The organism is uncultured Treponema sp. (assembly GCF_946187725.1).
Lineage (GTDB): Bacteria > Spirochaetota > Spirochaetia > Treponematales > Treponemataceae > Treponema_D.
The window spans coordinates 122240-142786 of record NZ_CAMHSK010000001.1; the positions used below are offsets into that span (position 1 = coordinate 122240).

At 41.6% G+C, this 20547-nt stretch carries 17 protein-coding genes; 9 read left to right on the plus strand and 8 right to left on the minus strand.

Annotation, left to right across the window (positions count from 1 at the left end; translation table 11 throughout):
- Nucleotides 1-2 precede the first annotated feature (2 nt).
- Genes Q0Q74_RS00595 through Q0Q74_RS00605 form a run of 3 tightly spaced genes read right to left on the minus strand, consistent with a single transcriptional unit; the run spans nucleotide 3 to nucleotide 3362 of the window.
- A complete protein-coding gene (locus Q0Q74_RS00595; protein WP_294427500.1) occupies nucleotides 3-668 on the minus strand; it encodes a rhomboid family intramembrane serine protease in 666 nt (221 codons plus the stop codon).
- Nucleotides 668-1780, minus strand: coding sequence for a diguanylate cyclase DgcA (dgcA, locus tag Q0Q74_RS00600; RefSeq protein WP_294427502.1), 1113 nt, complete (start codon nucleotides 1778-1780; stop codon nucleotides 668-670). The genes Q0Q74_RS00595 and dgcA overlap by 1 nt, the downstream gene beginning before the upstream one ends.
- Entirely contained in the window at nucleotides 1773-3362 is a 1590-nt protein-coding gene (locus tag Q0Q74_RS00605; RefSeq protein WP_294427503.1) for a DUF5312 family protein, read from the minus strand. Before Q0Q74_RS00605 ends, dgcA begins: the two co-directional genes overlap by 8 nt.
- 113 nt (nucleotides 3363-3475) lie before the next feature.
- Here Q0Q74_RS00605 and Q0Q74_RS00610 point away from each other — a divergent pair, with 113 nt between their 5' ends.
- From Q0Q74_RS00610 to Q0Q74_RS00625, 4 genes are read left to right on the plus strand one after another with little or no spacing between them, the layout of a single operon-like run.
- Nucleotides 3476-4072 carry an ATP-dependent Clp protease proteolytic subunit gene (locus Q0Q74_RS00610; RefSeq protein ID WP_294427504.1) on the plus strand — a complete coding sequence of 199 codons (597 nt, stop codon included), beginning with the start codon at nucleotides 3476-3478 and terminating at the stop codon, nucleotides 4070-4072.
- Nucleotides 4072-4989 carry a GNAT family N-acetyltransferase gene (locus Q0Q74_RS00615; protein WP_294427508.1) on the plus strand — a complete coding sequence of 306 codons (918 nt, stop codon included), beginning with the start codon at nucleotides 4072-4074 and terminating at the stop codon, nucleotides 4987-4989. The genes Q0Q74_RS00610 and Q0Q74_RS00615 overlap by 1 nt, the downstream gene beginning before the upstream one ends.
- A 43-nt stretch (nucleotides 4990-5032) precedes the next feature.
- The gene (locus tag Q0Q74_RS00620) at nucleotides 5033-5884 is read left to right on the plus strand and encodes a DbpA RNA binding domain-containing protein (RefSeq protein WP_294427510.1); all 852 of its coding nucleotides are present in this window, start codon (nucleotides 5033-5035) and stop codon (nucleotides 5882-5884) included.
- Nucleotides 5885-5894: 10 nt separating this feature from the next.
- Nucleotides 5895-6587, plus strand: coding sequence for an MBL fold metallo-hydrolase (locus Q0Q74_RS00625; RefSeq protein ID WP_294427512.1), 693 nt, complete (start codon nucleotides 5895-5897; stop codon nucleotides 6585-6587).
- On the opposite strand, the gene Q0Q74_RS00630 is transcribed toward Q0Q74_RS00625, so the two are convergent.
- The 5 genes from Q0Q74_RS00630 to Q0Q74_RS00650 form a co-directional block, all read right to left on the minus strand.
- The gene (locus Q0Q74_RS00630) at nucleotides 6584-7300 is read right to left on the minus strand and encodes a metallophosphoesterase family protein (protein ID WP_294427513.1); all 717 of its coding nucleotides are present in this window, start codon (nucleotides 7298-7300) and stop codon (nucleotides 6584-6586) included. The two genes, Q0Q74_RS00625 and Q0Q74_RS00630, sit on opposite strands and share 4 nt — an antisense overlap.
- A gap of 19 nt (nucleotides 7301-7319) precedes the next feature.
- A complete protein-coding gene (locus Q0Q74_RS00635) occupies nucleotides 7320-8123 on the minus strand; it encodes a hypothetical protein (protein WP_294427514.1) in 804 nt (267 codons plus the stop codon).
- 115 nt (nucleotides 8124-8238) lie between these two features.
- A complete protein-coding gene (locus tag Q0Q74_RS00640; RefSeq protein ID WP_294427515.1) occupies nucleotides 8239-9129 on the minus strand; it encodes a FecR domain-containing protein in 891 nt (296 codons plus the stop codon).
- An 18-nt stretch (nucleotides 9130-9147) separates the two neighbouring features.
- Nucleotides 9148-10362 (minus strand): hypothetical protein, encoded by a 1215-nt coding sequence (locus Q0Q74_RS00645; RefSeq protein WP_294427518.1) that lies wholly within the window; start codon nucleotides 10360-10362, stop codon nucleotides 9148-9150.
- Nucleotides 10362-10847 (minus strand): hypothetical protein, encoded by a 486-nt coding sequence (locus Q0Q74_RS00650; protein ID WP_294427520.1) that lies wholly within the window; start codon nucleotides 10845-10847, stop codon nucleotides 10362-10364. The genes Q0Q74_RS00645 and Q0Q74_RS00650 overlap by 1 nt, the downstream gene beginning before the upstream one ends.
- 104 nt (nucleotides 10848-10951) lie before the next feature.
- On the opposite strand from Q0Q74_RS00650, the gene Q0Q74_RS00655 reads away from it, so the two are divergent.
- The 5 genes from Q0Q74_RS00655 (at nucleotide 10952) to Q0Q74_RS00675 (ending at nucleotide 20089) form a co-directional block, all read left to right on the plus strand.
- Nucleotides 10952-13840, plus strand: a complete 2889-nt coding sequence (locus tag Q0Q74_RS00655; RefSeq protein ID WP_294427522.1) for a CHASE2 domain-containing protein — start codon at nucleotides 10952-10954, stop codon at nucleotides 13838-13840.
- Between the two features lie 507 nt (nucleotides 13841-14347).
- Nucleotides 14348-15646: a TolC family protein gene (locus tag Q0Q74_RS00660; protein ID WP_294427524.1), complete on the plus strand. Its 1299-nt coding sequence runs from the start codon at nucleotides 14348-14350 to the stop codon at nucleotides 15644-15646.
- A 30-nt stretch (nucleotides 15647-15676) separates the two neighbouring features.
- Nucleotides 15677-16672, plus strand: a complete 996-nt coding sequence (locus Q0Q74_RS00665; RefSeq protein ID WP_294427526.1) for an efflux RND transporter periplasmic adaptor subunit — start codon at nucleotides 15677-15679, stop codon at nucleotides 16670-16672.
- Nucleotides 16673-16675: 3 nt separating this feature from the next.
- Nucleotides 16676-19795 (plus strand): efflux RND transporter permease subunit, encoded by a 3120-nt coding sequence (locus Q0Q74_RS00670; RefSeq protein ID WP_294427528.1) that lies wholly within the window; start codon nucleotides 16676-16678, stop codon nucleotides 19793-19795.
- Nucleotides 19796-19801: 6 nt separating this feature from the next.
- Nucleotides 19802-20089, plus strand: coding sequence for a PG0541 family transporter-associated protein (locus Q0Q74_RS00675; RefSeq protein ID WP_294427530.1), 288 nt, complete (start codon nucleotides 19802-19804; stop codon nucleotides 20087-20089).
- Nucleotides 20090-20547: the final 458 nt, after the last annotated feature.

Consider the following 20547-nt stretch of genomic DNA (forward strand, 5'->3'; position numbering starts at 1 on the left):
AATTATCTTCTGTATGCGTCTTTCCATATTGTGACCGGATGAATTCCCATGCGGACGATGAAATAAAGCCATGCAAAAACAAAGCCTGCCAGGTGTGTCATATGGGCAACATTGCTTGATGAAACAAACTGACTGACAAATTCAATTACGGCATATCCCAAAACCATGAGCGGTGCCGGAACTGGAATCAGTCCCCAGATGTAAATGATTGAACGCGGAAAAATGACCGCATAGGCAAAAAGAAGACCGTAAATTGCCCCGCTTGCACCTATTAATGAAATACCGAAAGTCCATGGCTGAATTCCGTTCGCAATCAAAAATCTTCCATAAAGGTAGTAAGCTCCCAGAGAAAAAAGCCCGCTTCCTACGCCAATTACAAAATACAAAAGAAGGAATTCTTTTGAACCGAGTGTTTTTTCGATTGTGCTTCCGAAAAGCAGAAGGGCAAGCATATTGAAGAAAAGATGGCTGATATCGCCGTGAATGAACATGTAAGTAAAAATCTGCCAGAAACGATGATAATAGACGATTCCAATGACATTCAGACCGAAAAACAGCCTGTTGATTCCAAGTGCCTGAAAGAGAAAATGAATGCCCGTATTTATCAGGATTATTACAAGTGATGCATTGAAAAAGGTGTATTTGAAAGGTTTTCTGAGAAGGTTCATTAGTTGTCCAGTTTGACCTCGGAAATCAATTTGGGGTCGGCAAAAGTGACACGATTACGGCCGCTTCGTTTTGAGATGTAGAGTGCCTGATCCGCCTGATCTACGAGCATTTTCGGAGAGGTAATTGGATTTTCGTTTACATCAAAAGTTGAGACACCGATAGAAATTGTAACTTTGACATGCTGGTCTTCATAGCAGAAATCAAACTGCTCGACCTTGCTTCTGATTCTTTCTGCGACAATCATCGCGTCTTCGGTACTTGTTTCGTTTAATAAAACTGTGAATTCTTCACCACCGTAGCGCGAAGCCATGTCCTTTTCACGAATGTTTGACTTGATAATTTTTGCCACAGTCTGAAGAACATAATCTCCGCAGGCATGACCATAAGTGTCATTAAAGCGCTTAAAGAAATCAATATCAAACATGATGACTGAAAGATTTCCTTCGCCCGCGAGTGCATTGTCAAGTTTGTCCGCAAGAACATTGAAGAAGAAATATTTGAGTTTTAAGTGCGTCATCATGTCAGTTGATGAGCGTTCGATAAGAGCCGCATTGTTGATTGCGATTGAAGCCAGTGAAGCGATAACCGTGAGCTGTTCTTTTTCGTAGTCAGAATATCCGGCATCTTCGGCCAAGGTGATACGCTCTCCCAAAAGTAAAATGCCGTTTAAATGATTGTGCTGAACCAGCGGGATTATAAGCGAAGGTTTGAGCGTGGTAATCATGTTTAAATCGGTGGATTCTGGAAGAATTTGTACAAGTTCAGGAACCGTATAAACTTTGTTGCTTGTTTCAAGCAAATTTACCACTGGATTTGAAATCGGGATTATATATGAAATGTTTGGATTTGGATCAATACCGTTGTAGTTTGAATCGAGATGAAGTGAATCGGCATCGAGTGCATTTAGAACGAAAAGTCCGGCTCCAAGGACATGAAATTGCCCCATACAGGTATAGAGAATCGACTCAATCAATTTGGAAAATTCGAGCGTAGAACAAAGAGAGCGTGAAATTTCGAGAAGCTGTTGCAAGTCGTAAATCTTCTTCTCGTACTCGCTTATGATTTCCTGAGCCTTATCTTCCTGTACGATTTCGGAAATTTCGTTACTCATGATTCTTTTCTATCTCACCAATAATCGCATAATTCTTCATAATCTTAAGGAAGAGCTTCCAGTTTTCCTGCTGCTGCTCAATCATGCCCGCTCCATCATGATTTCGGGCTGATGTCAAAAGAACCTTAATATTAGAAACCATATCAGACTTCGATTTTTTTGAATCAAGAATAAGCTCTCCGATTTGAAGATAAAGCTGATACAAGACCCTTGTTGTTTCCTGAATCAATTTATGAGCCTGATTGTTTATATTATCGACCATTGCGCCGACTTTTTTTAGAAAATCTGCATCGGCACGGCTGTCACGCACGAGACCGCGTAATTCTGCTTCATCGTTGTTGCCGCCTCTGTCAAAAGTTGCTTCAAATTCTTCAATCATGCTTTCGATTTCATTAACTGCATAAATGGTTGAAGAAAAATCGGCCTTGTAGTTCTGATTGTTGAAGAATCCTTCGATGACGATATTGTTCAGAACTGATTTTACATTTGCTGTTATGAAAACCGACATGAAAGTCTTGATGACTTGAAGCGGTGTAATCCATACGAAGGAATATGGTGTGTTTACACGCAGGAATTCGTTTGTTTCTGCATTGTAGACCTTTAGCTCTTGAAGTTTTGCCTCTCCGAAAAGTTCATGAATTTCGAAGGATACCGTGTAATCTTTGACTTCACCTTTGATTCGCTCTGTATCAGATGCAAATTTTTTATGCATGAATTCGATGAAGTTTTTAAGGGAATTTGAGCGGTAAGTTGCAAACTGGAAGGTAATGTTTGTGTCGTTTTTACCCAGCGATATGATGTTCTTCATTACTTCTGGGGTAAGATATTTTGTAAAAACGGAATTTATCTTTTTAAGGTTGCCGGAAATGCTTTCTTTTTCGGCTTCGCTGAGCGAATGTCCGACAAGAAGCTGCTTTAAGGCGCATACAGCCCGTACTTCGGCCACATCGAGCTTGAAACTTCCAATTAAATAGAATAAATCTTGCAAAATTGCGGCTACTGGTGCGGGCGAAGAAGCGGAAACAAGGCCGAGAGATGTTGATGCAAGACCGTCGAATTCGCGGTCAAAAAGATGGATAAGATTTATGTAGTTGAAATGGCAGACATCAGCAAGCTGTTTAAGGGCAGAAATTGTGGAATCGATTTTTGCGAAAGCCGGTGAATTTAACTGACGGAGAAGATTGTCGAGCGTGCGTTTTTGTGAATCAATCAGTTTGTTCATGGGCGTGTCAGAGTCCATGATTTTCTTTTTTCGGTTTTCGTATTCTAGTTCTTCAAACTTTTCCTGGGCGGCAACATCGAAACCTGTGATGATTAGCTCGTATTCAAAGCGTCCGTTGCGCTGAATGTCGCCAGTGTTTATCGTGCTGCTCAGAATGTCGTCAATGGGTTTTGCGTTTTCGTAAAGGACTCGGATGATTTCAGCAAAATTCGGCTGTAACATTCCGTTTTTGAGAATTTGAGACGGCAGAATTTTAAGTTCACCTTCGATTCGTCGCATTTCAATGCGTTTTTTGACTTCCGGCGATGAACTCATAAAAATTGATTCAAAAAATTCCTTTAAAGCCCTCAAAAATCCCATGCTATCTATTGTAGACGCTTAGTTTGATTTTTACAAGGGAATCTCGAAAAACTTCATCTTCTGACGACAATTTTCTCATTGTACTTTTGATGATTTTTCACTATATTTATTTCATGAGAATTTTTAACGACAAAGACGAAGAGAAAAAGTCTGAACAGAAGGAAGATTCACTTTCCGAGAAATTTTTGAAAACCCGTCAGATTATTTTGAGCGGCGAAATCAACGAAGAAAATACTGCAAAGGTCATTAAACAGCTTCTTTTGCTCGAAGCAGACAGCGACAAACCGATTTACATCTATATTGATTCTCCTGGAGGTTCTATCGATTCAGGATTCGGCATTTATGACATGATTCGCTTTGTAAATGCACCGGTTTATACCATTGGTACAGGTCTTATCGCAAGCATGGGTTCAATCATCCTGCTTTCAGTACCAAAAGAGCGCCGTTTTGCTCTTCCAAACAGCCATTATCTCATTCATCAGCCTTTGATTGGCGGTGTAGCACGAGGTGTTGCAACCGATTTGGAAATCCAGGCTGAAGAAATCGCTAAATCAAAAAAGAAGCTTGTTAAATTGATTGCAGAAGAGACTGGTAAATCAGAAGCCGAAGTCGAAAAGGACTGTGACCGTGATCACTGGCTCACTGCCGAAGAAGCTCTTTCGTATGGTTTGGTCAGCAAAATCATTTCTAAGCGCGAAGAACTTAAATAATGAAATTTGATTTGACGGAATCCATCATTGCTGACTTAATTTTCTCAATGGAAAATCAGGATGGCGAATATCTGTTTGATTCCGAAAAATTAAGCGTTGTTCCGCTCGACACAATGATGATGTCCGAGCAAGACGAACTTCGTGAAAATGAAAACATGTACGATTTGCCGGATTGGACTTCCAACGACGGCTTCAATATTATGGAAGAATTTGCTGATTCTTTACGCATTCCGAATGTAAAGGCGGAGTTGATGCAGGTTCTTTCAAATGGAAGGGGGGTGTTCCGGAATTATAAAAATGTTTTGAAGAAGTACCCGCATGTAGAGCAGCGTTTCCATGAATTTAAAAAAAAGGAAATGCGTTCGGTTGTGTATGACTGGTACAATTCACTCCGCGAGTCTTGGGGTCTGGAAAAACTGAGTCAGGATTTTGAGGAATATGACGAGCTGACACAGGAAGATTTTGAATTCAGCCCATACAATCATGCAGAGGACAGTGATTGCGTTCTAAAAGAAGCGGAGAAAATAGCAGACGAAATAAAAGAGGAGTTCAAAGGTGAAAAAGGCTTGGCGATTGCTCATTTTTGGAATCGCAAGTTTGATTTTGAAAAGCCGGCTGACATTGGCGGAATAGTATGCCGCACTCTGTCAGATGATTTTGCGGGCTGCCTTTTGTATTCATACTGCTCGTCCTATGCAAAAAATGTTGCGGCTCTCAGCGCAGTTTTTGTAAATCAGAATTATCGTGGCTTGGGGATTGCCAGAGAGCTTTTTTCACGCGGCATTTCCAGTTTGAGAGAACACGGAATTCATCAGTTTATAATTGCTGATTCTGCATTACCAGATTTTTTAGAACCGTTAGTAACCCGTTGTGGTTTTGAGAAAACAGGTTCGGTTTATGTGGCAGAATTAGCGTAATCTCTGCGGCAAATCGCAAGAATTACAATTAAAGGAGTTTTTTATGGCATTCAGACGAAATTTCAGACGTCCATTCAGACAGAACCGAGAAATTGATCTCGATCAGGCAGCTAACTATCTTAAAGATCTTGTTTCAAAAGTAAAGACAAATCCTGATGAGCTTGAAGCTCTCAAGAAAGTCTTCAAAAAGAATGTTCCGTTTACACTTCGTTCTTATGTTGCTGCATATCTTCTTAAGAATTCAGGCGGAGCAATTTTCCGATTCAACAAATTTAACGAACGGGAAGATTTCAGAGGAAACAAAGAAGAGCGATTTACGCGTTACGATAGAAATGAAAACGGTGCAGAAGATTCTTCTGAAACTCGTGAAACAAGAGAACCACGCGAACGATTTACACGCGTTCAGATTCCAGAAGAAAATGCAGAAGTTGTGTTCGTAAGCATTGGTCGCAACCGAAGAGTTTTCCCACGCGATTTGGTAGGTCTTTTCATCACTGTCGCTGGAATCGAAAAAGAGAGAATCGGTGATATCCGCGTTCTCGCAAATTATTCATTCGTTCAGCTTTTCAAGGAAGATGCAGAAAAGGCAATCGCTGCTTTGAACGGTCATGTTTACCGCGGCCGTGCATTGAGCGTAAGCTATTCAAAACAGCGTGATGAAAGCGAATATGCTGATTCAGAAAATGTTGACGATTCAAATGTTGATGAATACGAAAACAACGAGCCTGTTCCAAATGTTTCAAACGAGTCTGCTCCAATCGTTGACAGCTACACTTCAAGCAACAACGACACAATGGCACAGCAGGCCGCTTTTGCAAAAGCTCAGGCTGAAATGACTGACGAGGAAATTCTCGCAGCTCGTGCTCCACGCTCTTCTTCTTCAGAAGATTTGTAATGGAGTGAAAATGAACCTTCATTGTATGCATACTGGGCCGCTCAAGGTTAACACATTTCTTATCTCGGTTTCGGATTCCGAAGCGATTGTCGTTGACCCTGCGGACTGCCGTTTTTCGCGCGATGAAGGTTCTGTTGTTTCTTTTCTTTCTGCAAGAAACATAAAGCCTGTTGCGGTCATTTTGACGCACGGGCATTTTGATCATGTTTCCGGACTTCCTGTTATAAAAAAATCTTTTCCAGACATTCAAATTGCGATTCACAGAGAAGATTCTGCTATGCTCGGTGAACATTCTGAGGATTTACAGGGAAATGCTCTGTCTCAGGTCGGCTTTGATCGTTTTCTTCCTTTTGTTTCAAATCTTCCAGATGCTACGGCTTTTCTTGATGATGGAAAGACTCTCGCACAAATCCTAGACTGTGAAAAATTCTCTGATGAGGCTCAAAAATCGCTGGCACAGTGGGAAGTAATGCATACGCCGGGGCACACTGAAGGTTCGTGCTGTCTTTATAACGAAGATGAGCGCACTTTAATTTCCGGGGATACGCTTTTTTTCCAGTCCTGGGGCAGAACAGATTTAATCGGGGGCAATGAACGCAAAATTCATGCTAGTCTTGCAAAAATCAATGACTGGTGCGAAGAGGATACGAAAGTTTATCCAGGGCATGATTATTACGGATTTAAGCTTTCAGAAAATTTCTAAAACAATTTGATTTCGCCGCGTGGAGTGGGCATTTCTGAATAAATTGGCTCTCCGTAGCGGTCCCATGAAATTCTGTAGTATTGGCAGATATTTTTTTCTTCTTCTGAGTGGACATCAACAATTGCAAATGTGTTCGGCATTCCGCCACGGGCTTGGGCACAGCTTCCTGGATTCAAAATTCCCAAAAAATCATTCCGGCCTTCTCTTGTAACATGGCTTCGCATTGAATTTGGAACATGGGTGTGTCCGTACCAGACTAAATCCATGCCGCGCTGAATTGCTTCATCTTTTAAAGTTTTATTCCCATAATAGACATTGTAGCGATGCCCGTGAGTAAGGAAGAGCTTTTTGCCTGCAAATTCTATTTCCTGAAATTCCGGAACAATTATAGGAATTCGCTGGTCTGTGAAAATCGTAGAAGTTGAGTTGTCGCCGTTTCCTCGTACAAAATAAACTACAGGCGGGATTTTCTCTCCAAAATTCTTGTCGAAAAAGCCCATTTCAAGCGTTTCAACTAAGTCCAGTATACCATCGCCGCAAAAACACATAACATCGCATCGTGAGCCGAAATTTGAAACAATTGATTGAAGAATTCGCGGATTTCCATGAGAGTCAGAAACGACAAGGGCTTTTACAGTTTCCTTTTTTAAGAGAGAATCGACAGCTTCTTTGGAACCGATTGCAAGATTTTCTTGTTGGACAAGTTCAATCATAGGCGGCCTGCGTAAAATCTTATTCGAATATAAAGTGGTTTATTGACTGCAGACCGGTTTCGCCGTCAACAAAATGTACTACTGTGCGGTTTTTGCCAAGAAGTTTTTGTACAAAGTTGAGCAAATTAGAATCGGCCTTGAGCGGCTCCCGTAATTCAATCATTGCAGAAATTGAATTTGTGAGGATTTCCGTGGCATCGAAATCAGGAATAAAATCCGTGACTTCACCGTCAATCGTGTTTGTTTTGTGTGCATAATCAAGGACGAAATCAGATGTCGATTCTGAGCCAAGAACATCATCCTGTGAAAAAAGCGTGAAAACCGGGTAATTAACTTTGCCGTCTTCACTTTTGTCCTGAATTTTTGAAAGTGCGATGTGCATTCCGTCTGGAGCACCAAGAATAATCATGCCTGCGAGCGTTTTGTCTTCAATTCGGTCTACAAGAGAACTTATACGCTCCTTTCCAGCGACCATAAAATCATTCGGATAGACAAAAACTGAAACCAAATCTTCTTTTTCTTCGGTTTCAACGCCAAAATTGTCGTTCAGCGACTGAGTGATTTTGTTGATGCTTTCTTCATCATTGTAGCCGTATCCTAAAACGACGACGATATTTTTGCCTTCGAGCCAGGCTTTTGTTTCCGGAGAAATTCTTTTGAGCTTTTCTGGGCCTGTTCCGACAGCTTCTGCGGGAATTGAATTTGATGCTGTGAGTTTGTGATCTTTTTTACAGGCTGAAAAAGAAAAAAGCGAAATTGAAGCAAGAATCAGAATGCCTTTTTTGAAAAAATTGCCGCTTGCATTGAAAACTATTTTTAACATATTTTGATTTTATCAGATTAGACGATTTTGCAAAAGTAAAAAGAAAAAAAATCTCCAGAAAAATGATTCTGGAGATTTCACATTCAAATAGAACACATACTAACTCTATATAGAATTAATTCTTTTCGTAACCAACTGTGATTGTAAGAGTGCCTTTGCTAGAAGACTTTGCTTCTGGAGCAGGAGCTGGTGGAGCTGCAAATTGTGGAGCAGGTTTTTCTACTTCGGAAGCAGATTTTGTTCCTTCACCGATAGAATTTGCCGTGCTGTGTTTAACCTGTGCTGGAGAAGACATTCCGCTACTCTGAGAAACGGCTGCTTCTTCACCTTTTTTTACGAAAATTGCGTTTTCCGGGGTGAAATCAAAAGCTTCCTGTCGCTGCTGTACAATGTTTTCTCTTGTTTCTTCGGTAGGAGCTTCAGCTGCTTCTTGATTTTCCTGATTTTCAAGCTCCTCTGGAGTTTCCAAAGTTTCCTGAACTGCCTGAGCTGAATTATCAAGTGCTGCTTCTGCTTTTTTGGTGTTTTTCCAGAAAGCGACGCTTCCCTGTTTTGTATTAAGTGAAACAGATTTGTATTTTGTGGCAAAATCGAAAATTGTACCTCGGACAGAAGCGGTTGCAACTGGAGAGCGGACTGTAAAGCCTACTCGGCGGTCAGCACTTTTCTGTACATTTGATTTGAGAGAGCCTGTGTCGAGGAAGATTGTTGTTTCGTCTTTACCTTTAGCTCCGCTCAAACCTTCTCGTTCTGCCAGTGTCTGGAGAGTAAGTCGTGAAAGAGGTGCTACAGTAACAGTTGACTCTTTGATTTTGAGAATTACTTCAGATTTGAAGCCGGTCTGGATTACCGAACCCTGATCGAGAGAGTCTCCTGGTTTGAGTGCGACCCATGTGCCGCCATTCTGAACTTCAGCTTTGCCTTTTGTAGAAACAACCTGTGCCTGCATTGCGAAAGATGTGAAAGCAACGGCTGTAAAAATTAATGAAAGAACGAGCTTTTTCATATTGACCTCCTTTTTATGCTAGAAAGCGATTGCCGCACTGATTTTGAGCTGAGTTTTGTTTGCTCCGATAATATTTTCGTAGTCTTCTTTGCCGATGTATTGTGTAAATGCTGTTGATAAAGAAACATCGCTTACGATTTGCCAGTTGAAGCCTGCTGAATACTGGAAACCAGCCTGCTCGATTTTGTCAGATTCATCCCCGCCAAGAGCCGTAAAAATAACATCGCCGCCAGCACTCAACAGAAAGTTTGAAACTGGTTTGATTGTTGCAGAAAGCCCTGCTTTAAGAACTCCTGAATATTCTGGCTCTAAAAGTGAGTTAACTGAGGTGCTGCTTGTAAATCCCTGGAATGGTTTGAAAGAACCTTGATTTCCAGAAGCGTATGTTCCGCTGAGGGACAATGACATTGATTTGAAATCCGGGTACACGGAAATTGAAACTTTTGAGAGATTTCCTTTTTCCATGTCGCCTTCATCGTATTTTGCAAAGCCCATTGTAGAAGAAATATTATAGAAGACAGGTGAAACAATCGGACCGTTTAAAGCGAATGTGCCGTAGAAACGGTTGTATTTTGTGGATTCGAGGGAAAGTGCTGCAAATCCTTCAAGAGAAACTGTCTGACTGGCGGCAAAATGTGGAAGCGAGAAGGTGAGCCCAGCAACAGCGTATTTGTTTGCAAGAACATAAACTGCTTTTTCTTTGTCGGTCAAATCAGGTGATGTCGGTTCAAGAATCGTGATGTTCTTTGCATTTAGAAGACCTGTGTATGCACCGTAAAGTGAAAGTGCAATTTTTGAAACATTTGCATCAAATTTTACGCCGTCTGCGTTCTGTGCGTAAACAATGCCCGTGATGTCAGAATTGAAGAAACGACCGAGAGAAAACTGAAGGTTTCCCGATTCAAGTTCATTTTTGAAAACAAATTTGAAAAGATTGAGGTCAGCAAAAAGTTTGAGCTTTTTGTCTGAATCTGTTTCGTTAGTGTCATATCCGGTCTGAAAAGCGGCTTCACCGGCGAAGTAGCTTGTGCCTTCTTCGTTTAATGGCGCACGAAGCCAGAAATTAACACCGTTTTTCTGATTTAATTTGAGACTTCCGTCTTTTTCAAAATTAGCGATTTTTGAATCGTTTGTGAGCAAGAAGCCGTTTTCAACGGAAAATGCCTGTGAAAGTGCAAAAAAAACTGCCGCGCTTGAAATCAAAGTCTTAAAGATGTGCTTGCTTTTAATCATTATTCATTACCTCCTACGAGTCTGAGGCATGTGTTGAAGATATCGATTGTGTCTCTGCCGGAAAGCTTCATGCCCGGATCAGCTTCGCCAGGAAGTATGCCTTTTGCTTTGAATTCCTTGAAAGCATAACGCTCTGAAGGGAAAAGACTGTAAAAAAGACCGCCTTTAATGTTCATTGTTTTGGCATATAGAAAGCAGATTTGCCCTAAAGTGATTTCAGAATCGGCTGTGACAGAAGGTGAAAAACATCCTTTTGCTTTGGCCGCTTCAAATGCAGCGTTATCTTTTGAAGCGTTTCCTTCTGAGAATGTACCCAGTGATTCTTCTTCATTTATAAAATTGGCATAAAGTGCCGGTAAATATGCAGCTTGTGCACAAGTCGCTTTTTCTGATTTGATGATTTTTGTCAACATCTCTGAACTTTGTGCAAAAACTGTGCAGCTGACGAAAAGAGCGATGACAAGACATGAAACACATTTCTTCATATCGCAAGAACTCCTCTAAAAAGTGGGCTGGAAAAATTCTTTTTAACAAAGAATTTATTAAGAAATAATTCAGCTATATTATAATCTGTGTTATAATATTTGTCATGGAAAAAAACAAAAAAAACAGGAAAGATTCTAAAAAATCTCTTCCGCGAAAAGTGATTGCACTTCTGATTGTTGTATGCTCGGTTGCCTTCTGGTCTCTGGTTTGTGCCATTGGTGCCCTGCAAAAATTCGACTATCGAATTTACGATTTGCTTTTGGGATTCAAAAAAAGCCCGGATGTCAGAAAAGAAATTCTTTTTGTAGAAGCAGACGACGCTTCCATGAGCAACGATTCTTTTCAGGAGATGAAGACCTGGCCGTGGCCAAGGAACATTTTTGCCAGTGCGCTCATGCGTATGAAAGAATTCGGTGCATCTGCTGCTGTATTCGATATTGAGTACCTTGCTCCATCAAGTCTTGCTGTCAACGAGGATGCCATTATTGAGGCGGCCGCGAATTTTGACGGAACAATGCCTGATTTTGATAAATTTGTCCGCGATAACGATGATTATTTTGCCCGTGCCATTCAATTTTTTGGAAATGCTTGGCTCACAATCAACACGATGGACATCAAAATAAAATACACCGATGAAGAAATCGATTATGTTAAAAAACGCTTCCTATATAATGTAGAAGATAAAGATGATTTGATTCTAAGGGATTTCAGACAAGGCCGACTCGATAGTATAAAAACTTCTTTCATCGATAATTTCACTGGAGATAAACCTGACTGGGACAATCCTGAATTCCAGAATAAATATCTGATTGGTTTCTCTCCGACCATGCACAAATTCATCAGTCATGCTCAGGGTGCGGGATTTACAAATGTCATTATCGATATGGACGGAACCCGCCGCCGAATCGAACTTTTGAACAAAAAGGATGATGTGTATTCGGCACAGCTTGCCTTTTCACCGGTCTTGAGAATTCTCAATCCTAATAAAATCAGTCGCGAAAAAAAGTCTATTGAATTAAATAATTGCCGCAGTCTCGGTGGGCGAAACATTTCGATTCCGCTGGACGAAAACGGCAAAATGATAATCAACTGGCTTCACATCCCTTTCAACTACTCTTTCAGACACGAAAGCATGTACTTCCTTGCACAACTTGATGAACTCGAGAAGAATATTGTTTCTGTTCTTGGCTCTTTGAATGGATTTTTGATTTCAGTCGATGCGGTAAAGGTCGATGGGCTTGAACTTGAACCTCTTCAATCTACTGCAATGATAAAATCTCTTGTTTCTGATTACAAAGACATCAATGACTATAAGGAATATCTTCTTGCAAACTGCGAAGGCTATGATGCAGAAGGAAAGGCAATCGGGGGTGGTGTTGATTATGCTGATTATGTTCAGTATTTCCAGGCCCGACAGTCATTTTTTGATGGCGTAACCAAAGTTGCCGGAAAGAAGGGTGATGAAAATAATCCGCTTCTTGAAGAAATAAAGGAGCGTTTGCTTATATTGCCAATTTCTTCTGAAGAGGCACAAGGGTATTATGAAGAGGTCGCAGGCCTTTTTGACACCTTGCAAAGTGAAAATGCCCTGTATAATTCGATTTTTACCGAAAAGAAAGCGGCTTATGCCAATTCATTCTGTATTCTCGGACACACGGCAAGTTCAACAACTGATTTGGGTACTACGCCTTTTGAACGAGCCTTCGCTAATGTCGGAACTCATGCCAATGTCTACAATACAATCATGAATCAGGATTTCATTTATCCTGTAAGCTGGATTTGGGGTGTTGTGATTGCGGCAATTTTCTCTATCGTTTTGATTGTTTTGCCAGCTGAAAAACGCGCGCGGGTTCAGAATACGACTGGTGTTGCGCTTGTCGTTCTGAGCCTTGTAATACCGCCATTTTTGATGGTTCTGTTCAGTCTTTACATTCCTGCTCTTTCAGCTATTTTGATTGCATTTACATCGTACCTTGCGATGACGATTTACCGATTCGCGACAAGTGAAAAAGACAAGAAATTCCTTCAGACTACATTCGGTGCGTATGTTGCGCCTGCGGTCGTTGATCAAATCGTAAAGAATCCGGAACTTGCGAGCTTGGGTGGTAAAAGTGACAACCTTACGGCTCTCTTCTCAGATGTAAAAACTTTCTCCGGCTTCACTGAAGTCATTAACAACGAAGAAGGTGAAGACAAGGGTGCTGAACGACTGGTTGCCATTTTGAACGATTATCTTGGTGTTTTGAGTGACGCAATCATGGATAATAACGGCACAATCGATAAATATGTCGGTGATGAAATTGTCTCGTTCTTTGGAGCACCTGTCCACGATGACAACAATGCCTACGATGCCTGTGTTGCGGGTATCCGAATGTTGCAGGCTGAGCATCGTTTTAACGAAGAAAACAAAAAGCGTCTTCCAATCAATCCGGCAACAGGAGAGCCTTTCTATCTCCATTCGCGTGTTGGCTTGAACACTGGTAACATGGTTGTCGGTAACATGGGAACTGTAAAAAAATTGAACTACACAATCATGGGTAACAATGTAAACTTGGCCAGCCGTCTTGAAGGTACGAACAAAGTTTATGGCTCATGGATTATGTGTTCGGAAAGCACATGGAATGCGGCAAATCAGGGTGAGCATGAAGGCAAAATCGTGGCGAGAAAACTTGACTGTGTTCGTGTTGTCAATGTCAAAAAACCGGTCGGAATCTATTCGATTATCGGTTTGCGTGATGAACTTAGTGACAAGCGAATTCAGGCAACGGACTTGTTCAACGAGGGCATGAAATGGTACTTAAAAGGAATCGATACTCCGGAAGAACCGAAAGATATTGAAGATTTGAAAAAAGCCTATGCCCTTTACAAGCAGGCCGATGAATTGTACCCCCAGGACGAAAGCTCAAAGGTCTTCATGGAACGCTGCGTGGACTTCATTAAGAACGGCGTACCTAAAATTTGGGACGGCGTATACACGATGAAATCTAAATAGGTTAAATGTCGAGTTTTGTTACACTGACATTGCAAAAATGGGGCACTACCAGAAAAGAGACTGTTGTTCAACACGGTTGCGCGTAATAGGTATCTGACTCGCTAACGCTCGCACGCGCAAAGTGTTTCACAACAGCCCTGCTTTTCTTCCCGTGCCCCATTTTTGATATTACTGTCAAGCAAACTCGACATTTTTCTATTCTATGCTCATAAAACCGTCTAATGACGAGTTTTGAATTGGTCAGGTATTGCAAAAAACGGCGCGAGGGAGCGAAACGGCTTACGAAAACACTCGTTTTGTGCTGCCGCGCAAGCGGCAAATGTATATAGTTACAAGCACAAAACGCGTGTAGCAGGCTAGCCTGCGGTTTCGATAAGCCGTTATCACGACTGGGAGCCGTTTTTATGCAGTCAGTAAATTTCAAAACTCGACAGAGAGTCTAAATAATTTTTTGTTAATAACAACTTTTTTTTGAAACCTGTTTATATTCGCCGATATTATTATAGTATGAATAAAACTATAATGATGTCGGCGATTTTCTTTTTGTGTTTTGCACCGACATTCACCCAAACTGATAGAACACTTTCTGTTGAAGATGCAGTAAAACTTGCAAAAGAAAATAATGTTTCAATCGCCCGTGGAAAAATCACCCTTGAGGCGGCCGAAAGAGCAAAAAATCATTCATGGAACAGCATAAGCCCAAGCGCGAGCGTTTCTGCTTCTTCTGCAATTCCAATTGACGCTCTGAGCGACACAAAATCAAATTACACGGCGAGTTTCGGTCTTTCTGCGACTGTTTCTCTTTCTTTGAGCGCAAATCTTTTTACTTCAATGAATGCGGCAAAAATCAATTATGAGTCGGGAAAACTGACTTTTGATGATGCCGTAAAATCTGTGGAACTGAGCGTTCGTGAAGCATTTTACGGACTTCTGTACGAAAAAGAAAACATCACTCTGCAAGAAAAGAACCTTGAAATGGCAAAAAATCAGTACGATAACAATCTTGCCAAATACAATCAGGGGCGGCTGAGCGAAATCGATGTTCTTTCCGCAGAAGTCAATTACAAGAGCAAAATTCCGACGGTTGAAAGCGCAAGGACTACTTTTCAGAATGATTTAGCTTCGTTCAAGCAGACGCTTGGCCTCAAACTGGATGACAGAATTGAACTTGAAGGATCCCTTGATGACCTGATTAATCTTAACGAAATTTCTGTTGATATAAAAACTGTGCAGTCTTCTTCTATTATATTGCTTGAAAACAAGATTGCCAGCGCAAAGAATTCCGTTCTGGAAAAAAGATTTTCTGCTTTTGCACCGAGCCTGAGTGCTAATTTTACATGGAGGGACCAGAACTGGTATGCGGGCTATGAAGGAACTGCTCCTGATGCCACAAAATCCGCTTCCCTCTCGCTTTCGGCTACGATTCCGCTTGATGGCGTTCTTCCGTGGTCCAGCAAAAATGACGCGATTGACAGTGCAAAAGACACGCTTTCAGATCTTGAACTTCAGCTCGACAACGAAAAGAAAAATCTAGTGCGCACGGTACAGTCAAGTCTGCGCTCTATTAAGCAGAGTCAGGAATCAATCAAATACAAGCAGGCGAATGTGACTCTTGCTCAAAAAACTTACGATATGACGACAGAAGCCTACAATCGGGGAACAAAGGATTTGCTCACATTGCAGAATGCGAACACATCACTTTTGAATGCGCAGGTCACGCTAAAGAGCGAAACCCTCACGCTGATTAAGGCAATTCTGAAACTTGAAAATACGATAGGTCTGCCTTTTGGTACGCTTGGAAAATAAAATCAAAAACTGTGGATATAAGGATTATATATGGAAGAAAATTCAAAAAACACGAAAGTAAAATCTAAAAAATCGATGATTGTTGTTGCGGCGACTCTTGCGTTGCTTGCACTTTGCGTTATTGTGGCGAAAAAACAGTCTGGGGCAAATCAAGGACCAGGTGGAATGAAACGCGGTCGTGGCGGCGGAAATACTGTTGTATCTGTTAAAACCCAGATTCTTGAAAAGACAACTCTTCACGGCTACATTTCAACGAACGGTGAAATTGAAAGCCAAAATTCGGTAAATGTTTTCCCTGATGTCTCTGGAAAAGTCATGGAAACTCGCGTAATGCTTGGTTCACCTGTAAAACGAGGCGACATAATCGCATACATTGATCCAAGTGCTCCAGGTCAGTATTACAAGCAGAGTCCGGTCTACGCACCAATCTCAGGAAGCATCATTTCGACTCCGCTTAAAAATGGCACGACTGTTTCGACAAACACTACAATTGCAATTGTTGGTGATATTGCGAATTTGCAGGTGAGTGCGAATATTCCCGAACGATATGTTGCGGTCTTGAAAACAGGTCTCAAGGCGGATGTTTCTGTTCAGGCTTATCCTGATGTCGTATTCAAGGCAACTGTCACGAGGGTAAGCCCTGTTGTTGACACCACAAGCCGTACTAAAGAAGTGATTCTGCTTTTTGACGGTCAGGATGAACGAATCAACGCAGGTATGTTCGGAAAGGTTAAACTGTTTACGGAAGATTATACGGGTGAAGTCGTTATGCCGGTTGATTCGCTTGTGCAGAACGGTGATGAATATTTTGCCTATGTTGTGAATGAAGATTCCACGGTCTCAAAGCGCAAAGTTACGCTTGGCAATTCAGTTGACGGAATCGTGCAGATTTTGAGCGGCGTAAATGAAGGAGAGAGAGTTGTCGTTCAGGGACAGACATCGCTTGGAGACGGTTCGAAAGTTCAGGATATTACGAATGGTGTTGCCAACAAAGCTGAAAGCGTGAAGCCAGAGAAAAAGGAATAGCTTATGAGCATATCAAAGAAAACACTCGATCACCCGGTGCTTACGCTGATTGTGTTTGTGCTGCTTTTGATTATGGGATTGTTCACGCTTAAAAATGTTGCAATCAGCTTGATGCCGGATGTGGATTCTCCGTATATTACGGTGCGCACTTCCTATACGAACGCTGGCCCTGAATCTGTTGAAAAATCCGTGACTAAAGTTCTCGAAGGCCAGCTTGTTTCGGTCAGCGGACTCAAAAATCTCACTTCAACATCATCTTCTGGTTCTTCTTCAATTTCGCTTGAATTCAATTACGGTACAGACTTGGATGCTGCTACGAACGATATTCGCGATAAAATCAGCCGTGTCACAAGGAATTTGCCGAGTGATGCGGGCAGTCCGACTATTTTCAAAATGGATTCTGATTCCATGCCGATTATGCGAATTGCGGTTCGAGGAAACCGTTCAAACGACGACTTAAAGCAGATTGCCGAAGACCAGATTATTGACCTTTTTGAGCAGGTTGATGGCGTGGCAGAAGCAAGTGTTTCGGGCGGTCGTACAAAAATCGTTCGCGTGGACATTTCTCAGAACAGGCTTGCGGCTTACGGTCTTACAATGGCGAATGTGTATTCGGCACTGGGAAAGCAAAATTTGGAGCTTGGCGGCGGAAAAATCACTGAAGGTACACACGATTATACAATCCGTACTGTAGGTGAATTTTCGAGCATCGATGAAGTTAATGACACAATCATTACGACTCTCAATGGTTACGGTGTAAAATTGAGCGACATCGGAACAGCTTATCTTGGTTATAAAGATAAATCGAGCGAAGTCTACATCAACGGTCAGCCGGGCATTTATGTGAGCATTACAAAGCAGTCAGGAAAAAACACCGTCACAGTCGCAAAGGCGGCACGCGAAAAAATGGCCGAAATTCAGGAAATTCTGCCAAGTGACATGCGGCTTGAAATTATCCGCGATTCTTCCACTTCAATCAACGACACGATTAACACGCTGATTGAATCCGCATACACTGGTCTTATTCTTGCGGTAATCATTTTGTTCCTCTTCTTAAAGTCGGGCAAATCTACAATGATTATTGCAATTTCAATTCCGCTTTCTATTGTAATTACTCTTCTCTGCATGAATTTTGCCGGAATCACGCTCAACATGATGACTTTGACCGGTCTTATTCTGGGCGTTGGAATGATAGTTGACGCTTCAATCGTTATGATTGAAAACATCTATGTTTACCGAAGCCGCGGTGCCAAGCCTAAAGTCGCGGCGGTTCTTGGTTCTCAGGAAATGGTCATGTCGGTCATTTCTGGCAACCTCACAACAATCTGCGTATTTGTTCCATTCCTTTTTTTCATTAAGAATTTGGGCATGATGGGGCAGATGTTCAAAGGAATCATCTTTACGGTCGTAATCGCACTGGTTTCATCACTTTTTGTAGCGATTTTCCTTGTTCCGGTTCTTGCGGGTAAATTCTTTCCGCTTACAAACCGAAAGGAAAAACCGGTCAGCTTTAAGCCTCTCCGAAGATTCTACGAGCTGCTTGAAATCCCGCTCGTAAAGCTCACTGGTGTTTACCGAAAAGCCCTGAATGCGGCACTTTCGCACAGGCTTGTTACTTGCATTGTCTGCGTGAGCGTTCTTTTGATGTCTATTGTCTTTATTCCGACATTGCGTATTCAGATGATGACAGGCGGCGGTGATGACAGCGTTACGATGAATCTCACCATGCCAATCGGAACGACTTTAAGTGAAACTACGGCCGTGCTCAAAACTTTCGAACGGATTTGTGAAGAAGAAATCAAGGGTTATACAACACTGATTACATCGATTGGAACTGGTGGCGGAAACACCTCTTACAAAGGTTCAATTCAAATCAACTTGCCGTCTTCCGATGAACAGATTGATACAGCTGAATCGATTCAGAAAAAGCTTCGTGCTCATTTCGGTGATTTTACTGATGCACGCTTTTCTTTCTCGCAGGGCTATATGCGTCAGATGACAGGCTCATCATTTAAACTTAAAATTCGCTCTGACGATTTGGATTCGGCTCTCAAAGTTGCTTCTCAGGTACGGGGCGTAATGGAATCAATTCCTGACATTGGTGAAGTTTCGATTGATACCGAAGAGGGGCTCCCGGAAGTTGAGATCGAAATCGACAGACAGCGAGCCTATTCCTTTGGCGTTGATGTAACTACTGTTGCAAAAGAAATCAATTACGCGATTAACGGTGTAACTGCAACGACTTACAGACAGGACGGAAAAGAGTACAGCATGATTTTGATGTACCAGAAAGGCGACCGACAGAGCGTTGCTGATTTGGAACAGATTTATGTTAACGGTTCAAAAGGCAAGGTCAGCGTGGCGAATTTCGCAAAAGTCGTCAAAGGTTTGGGGCCTGTTTCAATCCGGAGGGCGAATCAGACTCGTGTCGTAACGGTAAGCGCAGATAATAACGGAAAGCGCAATGATTATGAAGTTGAATCTGATATAAAAGAAGGAATTGCATCAACATTCATTATTCCTGATGGAGTTACGATTTCTTACGAAGGCAACTGGAAGGATACGCAGGAGCAGGGGCAGGTTTACGGTCTCATAATTCTGATGGCGATTCTTCTCGTCTTTGGAGTCATGGCCGGTACATACGAAAGTTTCAAGGCACCGTTCATCAATTTGATGACAATTCCATTCCTTATCATTGGCGTTGTTTTTGTTTACAAATTGACAGGACAGGCATTCAGCATGATGAGTGCAGTCGGTTTGATTATGCTTGTCGGAATCGTTGTAAATAACGGAATCATTCTTGTTGATTACACGAATCTTTTGATTGACCGTGGCTACAAGATGAAAGAGGCCTGCCTTGAAGCCGGAGCAAGCCGTTTGCGCCCGGTTCTTATGACCACGCTCACCACGATTCTTGGCATGATTCCGATGTGCTTTGCGACAAGCGGAAGTGCTGGCATGGTTCAGCCAATCGGTGTTGCTGTAGCGGGCGGACTGACAAGCTCAACCTTCATTACGCTTTTCTTTATCCCTGTTTTGTATTCTTTGATGATGAAAGAACGAAAGCAAAACAAGTCAAAGATAAAGATTTTGCTTACAGAAGACAACAATCATAAGGATTAGATTATTATGACTAGGTGTGAGATTATTGCGAATCAGTCGGTTCAAGATGAAATTATTTCGCTCATGGAAGAACATATCGAGGGCGTTCTATATACGATTATTCCAACAGTTTTTGGCCGTGGAAAGAACTCTTATAAAATGGGCGACGGAACGTGGCCAGAAACCAATTTCGTTCTTGTGAGCTATATAGAAGATGACAAAGTTCCTGTCATGAAAGCGATTATCAAAGCCGTAAAAGAAAAATTCAGCGGCGAAGGAATAAAGCTTTTTATGGTGCCTGCGTCAGACGATTAGAGTGTAATAATACAAATACAGGTCGTTATAATCCAAAAACAGATTGCCGAAAACTGACTTTTTTTCAAATAAATATGTGTATGGAAAGAGGAAATGCTTTTCAGGAAAACTATTATTTGAAGGAAAGCTATGTCATCTTCATCTGTAAGACTTCGCCGTTCAGTGAAGTCAACCTGCCCGTCTATTCATATAGAAAACAAAACCCGCTTTCACTAGAACACTCATTCTAAATAACATATGCAAGGCTGTCAGAAATGGCAGCTTTTTTTATGCTTTTACACACAAAAATGTGAGTGGATGATGAAAAATCTCTAAAATTTTCAAAAATATTCGCTAACGCACAAAAATATAACAAAAATTTGTGAGTTTTTCTCGACTAATGCTTAAATGTGCATTAAAATTACCATCAAAACCTGTTGTTAACAGGGAAAATCTTCATAATAAAAAAGGAGTATTTC

Coding starts and splice junctions, on each gene's coding strand:
- Q0Q74_RS00595 (WP_294427500.1), bottom strand. CDS start 668: ATGAACCTTCTCAGAAAACCTTTCAAATACACCTTTTTCAATGCATCA.
- dgcA (WP_294427502.1), bottom strand. CDS start 1,780: ATGAGTAACGAAATTTCCGAAATCGTACAGGAAGATAAGGCTCAGGAA.
- Q0Q74_RS00605 (WP_294427503.1), bottom strand. CDS start 3,362: ATGGGATTTTTGAGGGCTTTAAAGGAATTTTTTGAATCAATTTTTATG.
- Q0Q74_RS00610 (WP_294427504.1), top strand. CDS start 3,476: ATGAGAATTTTTAACGACAAAGACGAAGAGAAAAAGTCTGAACAGAAG.
- Q0Q74_RS00615 (WP_294427508.1), top strand. CDS start 4,072: ATGAAATTTGATTTGACGGAATCCATCATTGCTGACTTAATTTTCTCA.
- Q0Q74_RS00620 (WP_294427510.1), top strand. CDS start 5,033: ATGGCATTCAGACGAAATTTCAGACGTCCATTCAGACAGAACCGAGAA.
- Q0Q74_RS00625 (WP_294427512.1), top strand. CDS start 5,895: ATGAACCTTCATTGTATGCATACTGGGCCGCTCAAGGTTAACACATTT.
- Q0Q74_RS00630 (WP_294427513.1), bottom strand. CDS start 7,300: ATGATTGAACTTGTCCAACAAGAAAATCTTGCAATCGGTTCCAAAGAA.
- Q0Q74_RS00635 (WP_294427514.1), bottom strand. CDS start 8,123: ATGTTAAAAATAGTTTTCAATGCAAGCGGCAATTTTTTCAAAAAAGGC.
- Q0Q74_RS00640 (WP_294427515.1), bottom strand. CDS start 9,129: ATGAAAAAGCTCGTTCTTTCATTAATTTTTACAGCCGTTGCTTTCACA.
- Q0Q74_RS00645 (WP_294427518.1), bottom strand. CDS start 10,362: ATGATTAAAAGCAAGCACATCTTTAAGACTTTGATTTCAAGCGCGGCA.
- Q0Q74_RS00650 (WP_294427520.1), bottom strand. CDS start 10,847: ATGAAGAAATGTGTTTCATGTCTTGTCATCGCTCTTTTCGTCAGCTGC.
- Q0Q74_RS00655 (WP_294427522.1), top strand. CDS start 10,952: ATGGAAAAAAACAAAAAAAACAGGAAAGATTCTAAAAAATCTCTTCCG.
- Q0Q74_RS00660 (WP_294427524.1), top strand. CDS start 14,348: ATGAATAAAACTATAATGATGTCGGCGATTTTCTTTTTGTGTTTTGCA.
- Q0Q74_RS00665 (WP_294427526.1), top strand. CDS start 15,677: ATGGAAGAAAATTCAAAAAACACGAAAGTAAAATCTAAAAAATCGATG.
- Q0Q74_RS00670 (WP_294427528.1), top strand. CDS start 16,676: ATGAGCATATCAAAGAAAACACTCGATCACCCGGTGCTTACGCTGATT.
- Q0Q74_RS00675 (WP_294427530.1), top strand. CDS start 19,802: ATGACTAGGTGTGAGATTATTGCGAATCAGTCGGTTCAAGATGAAATT.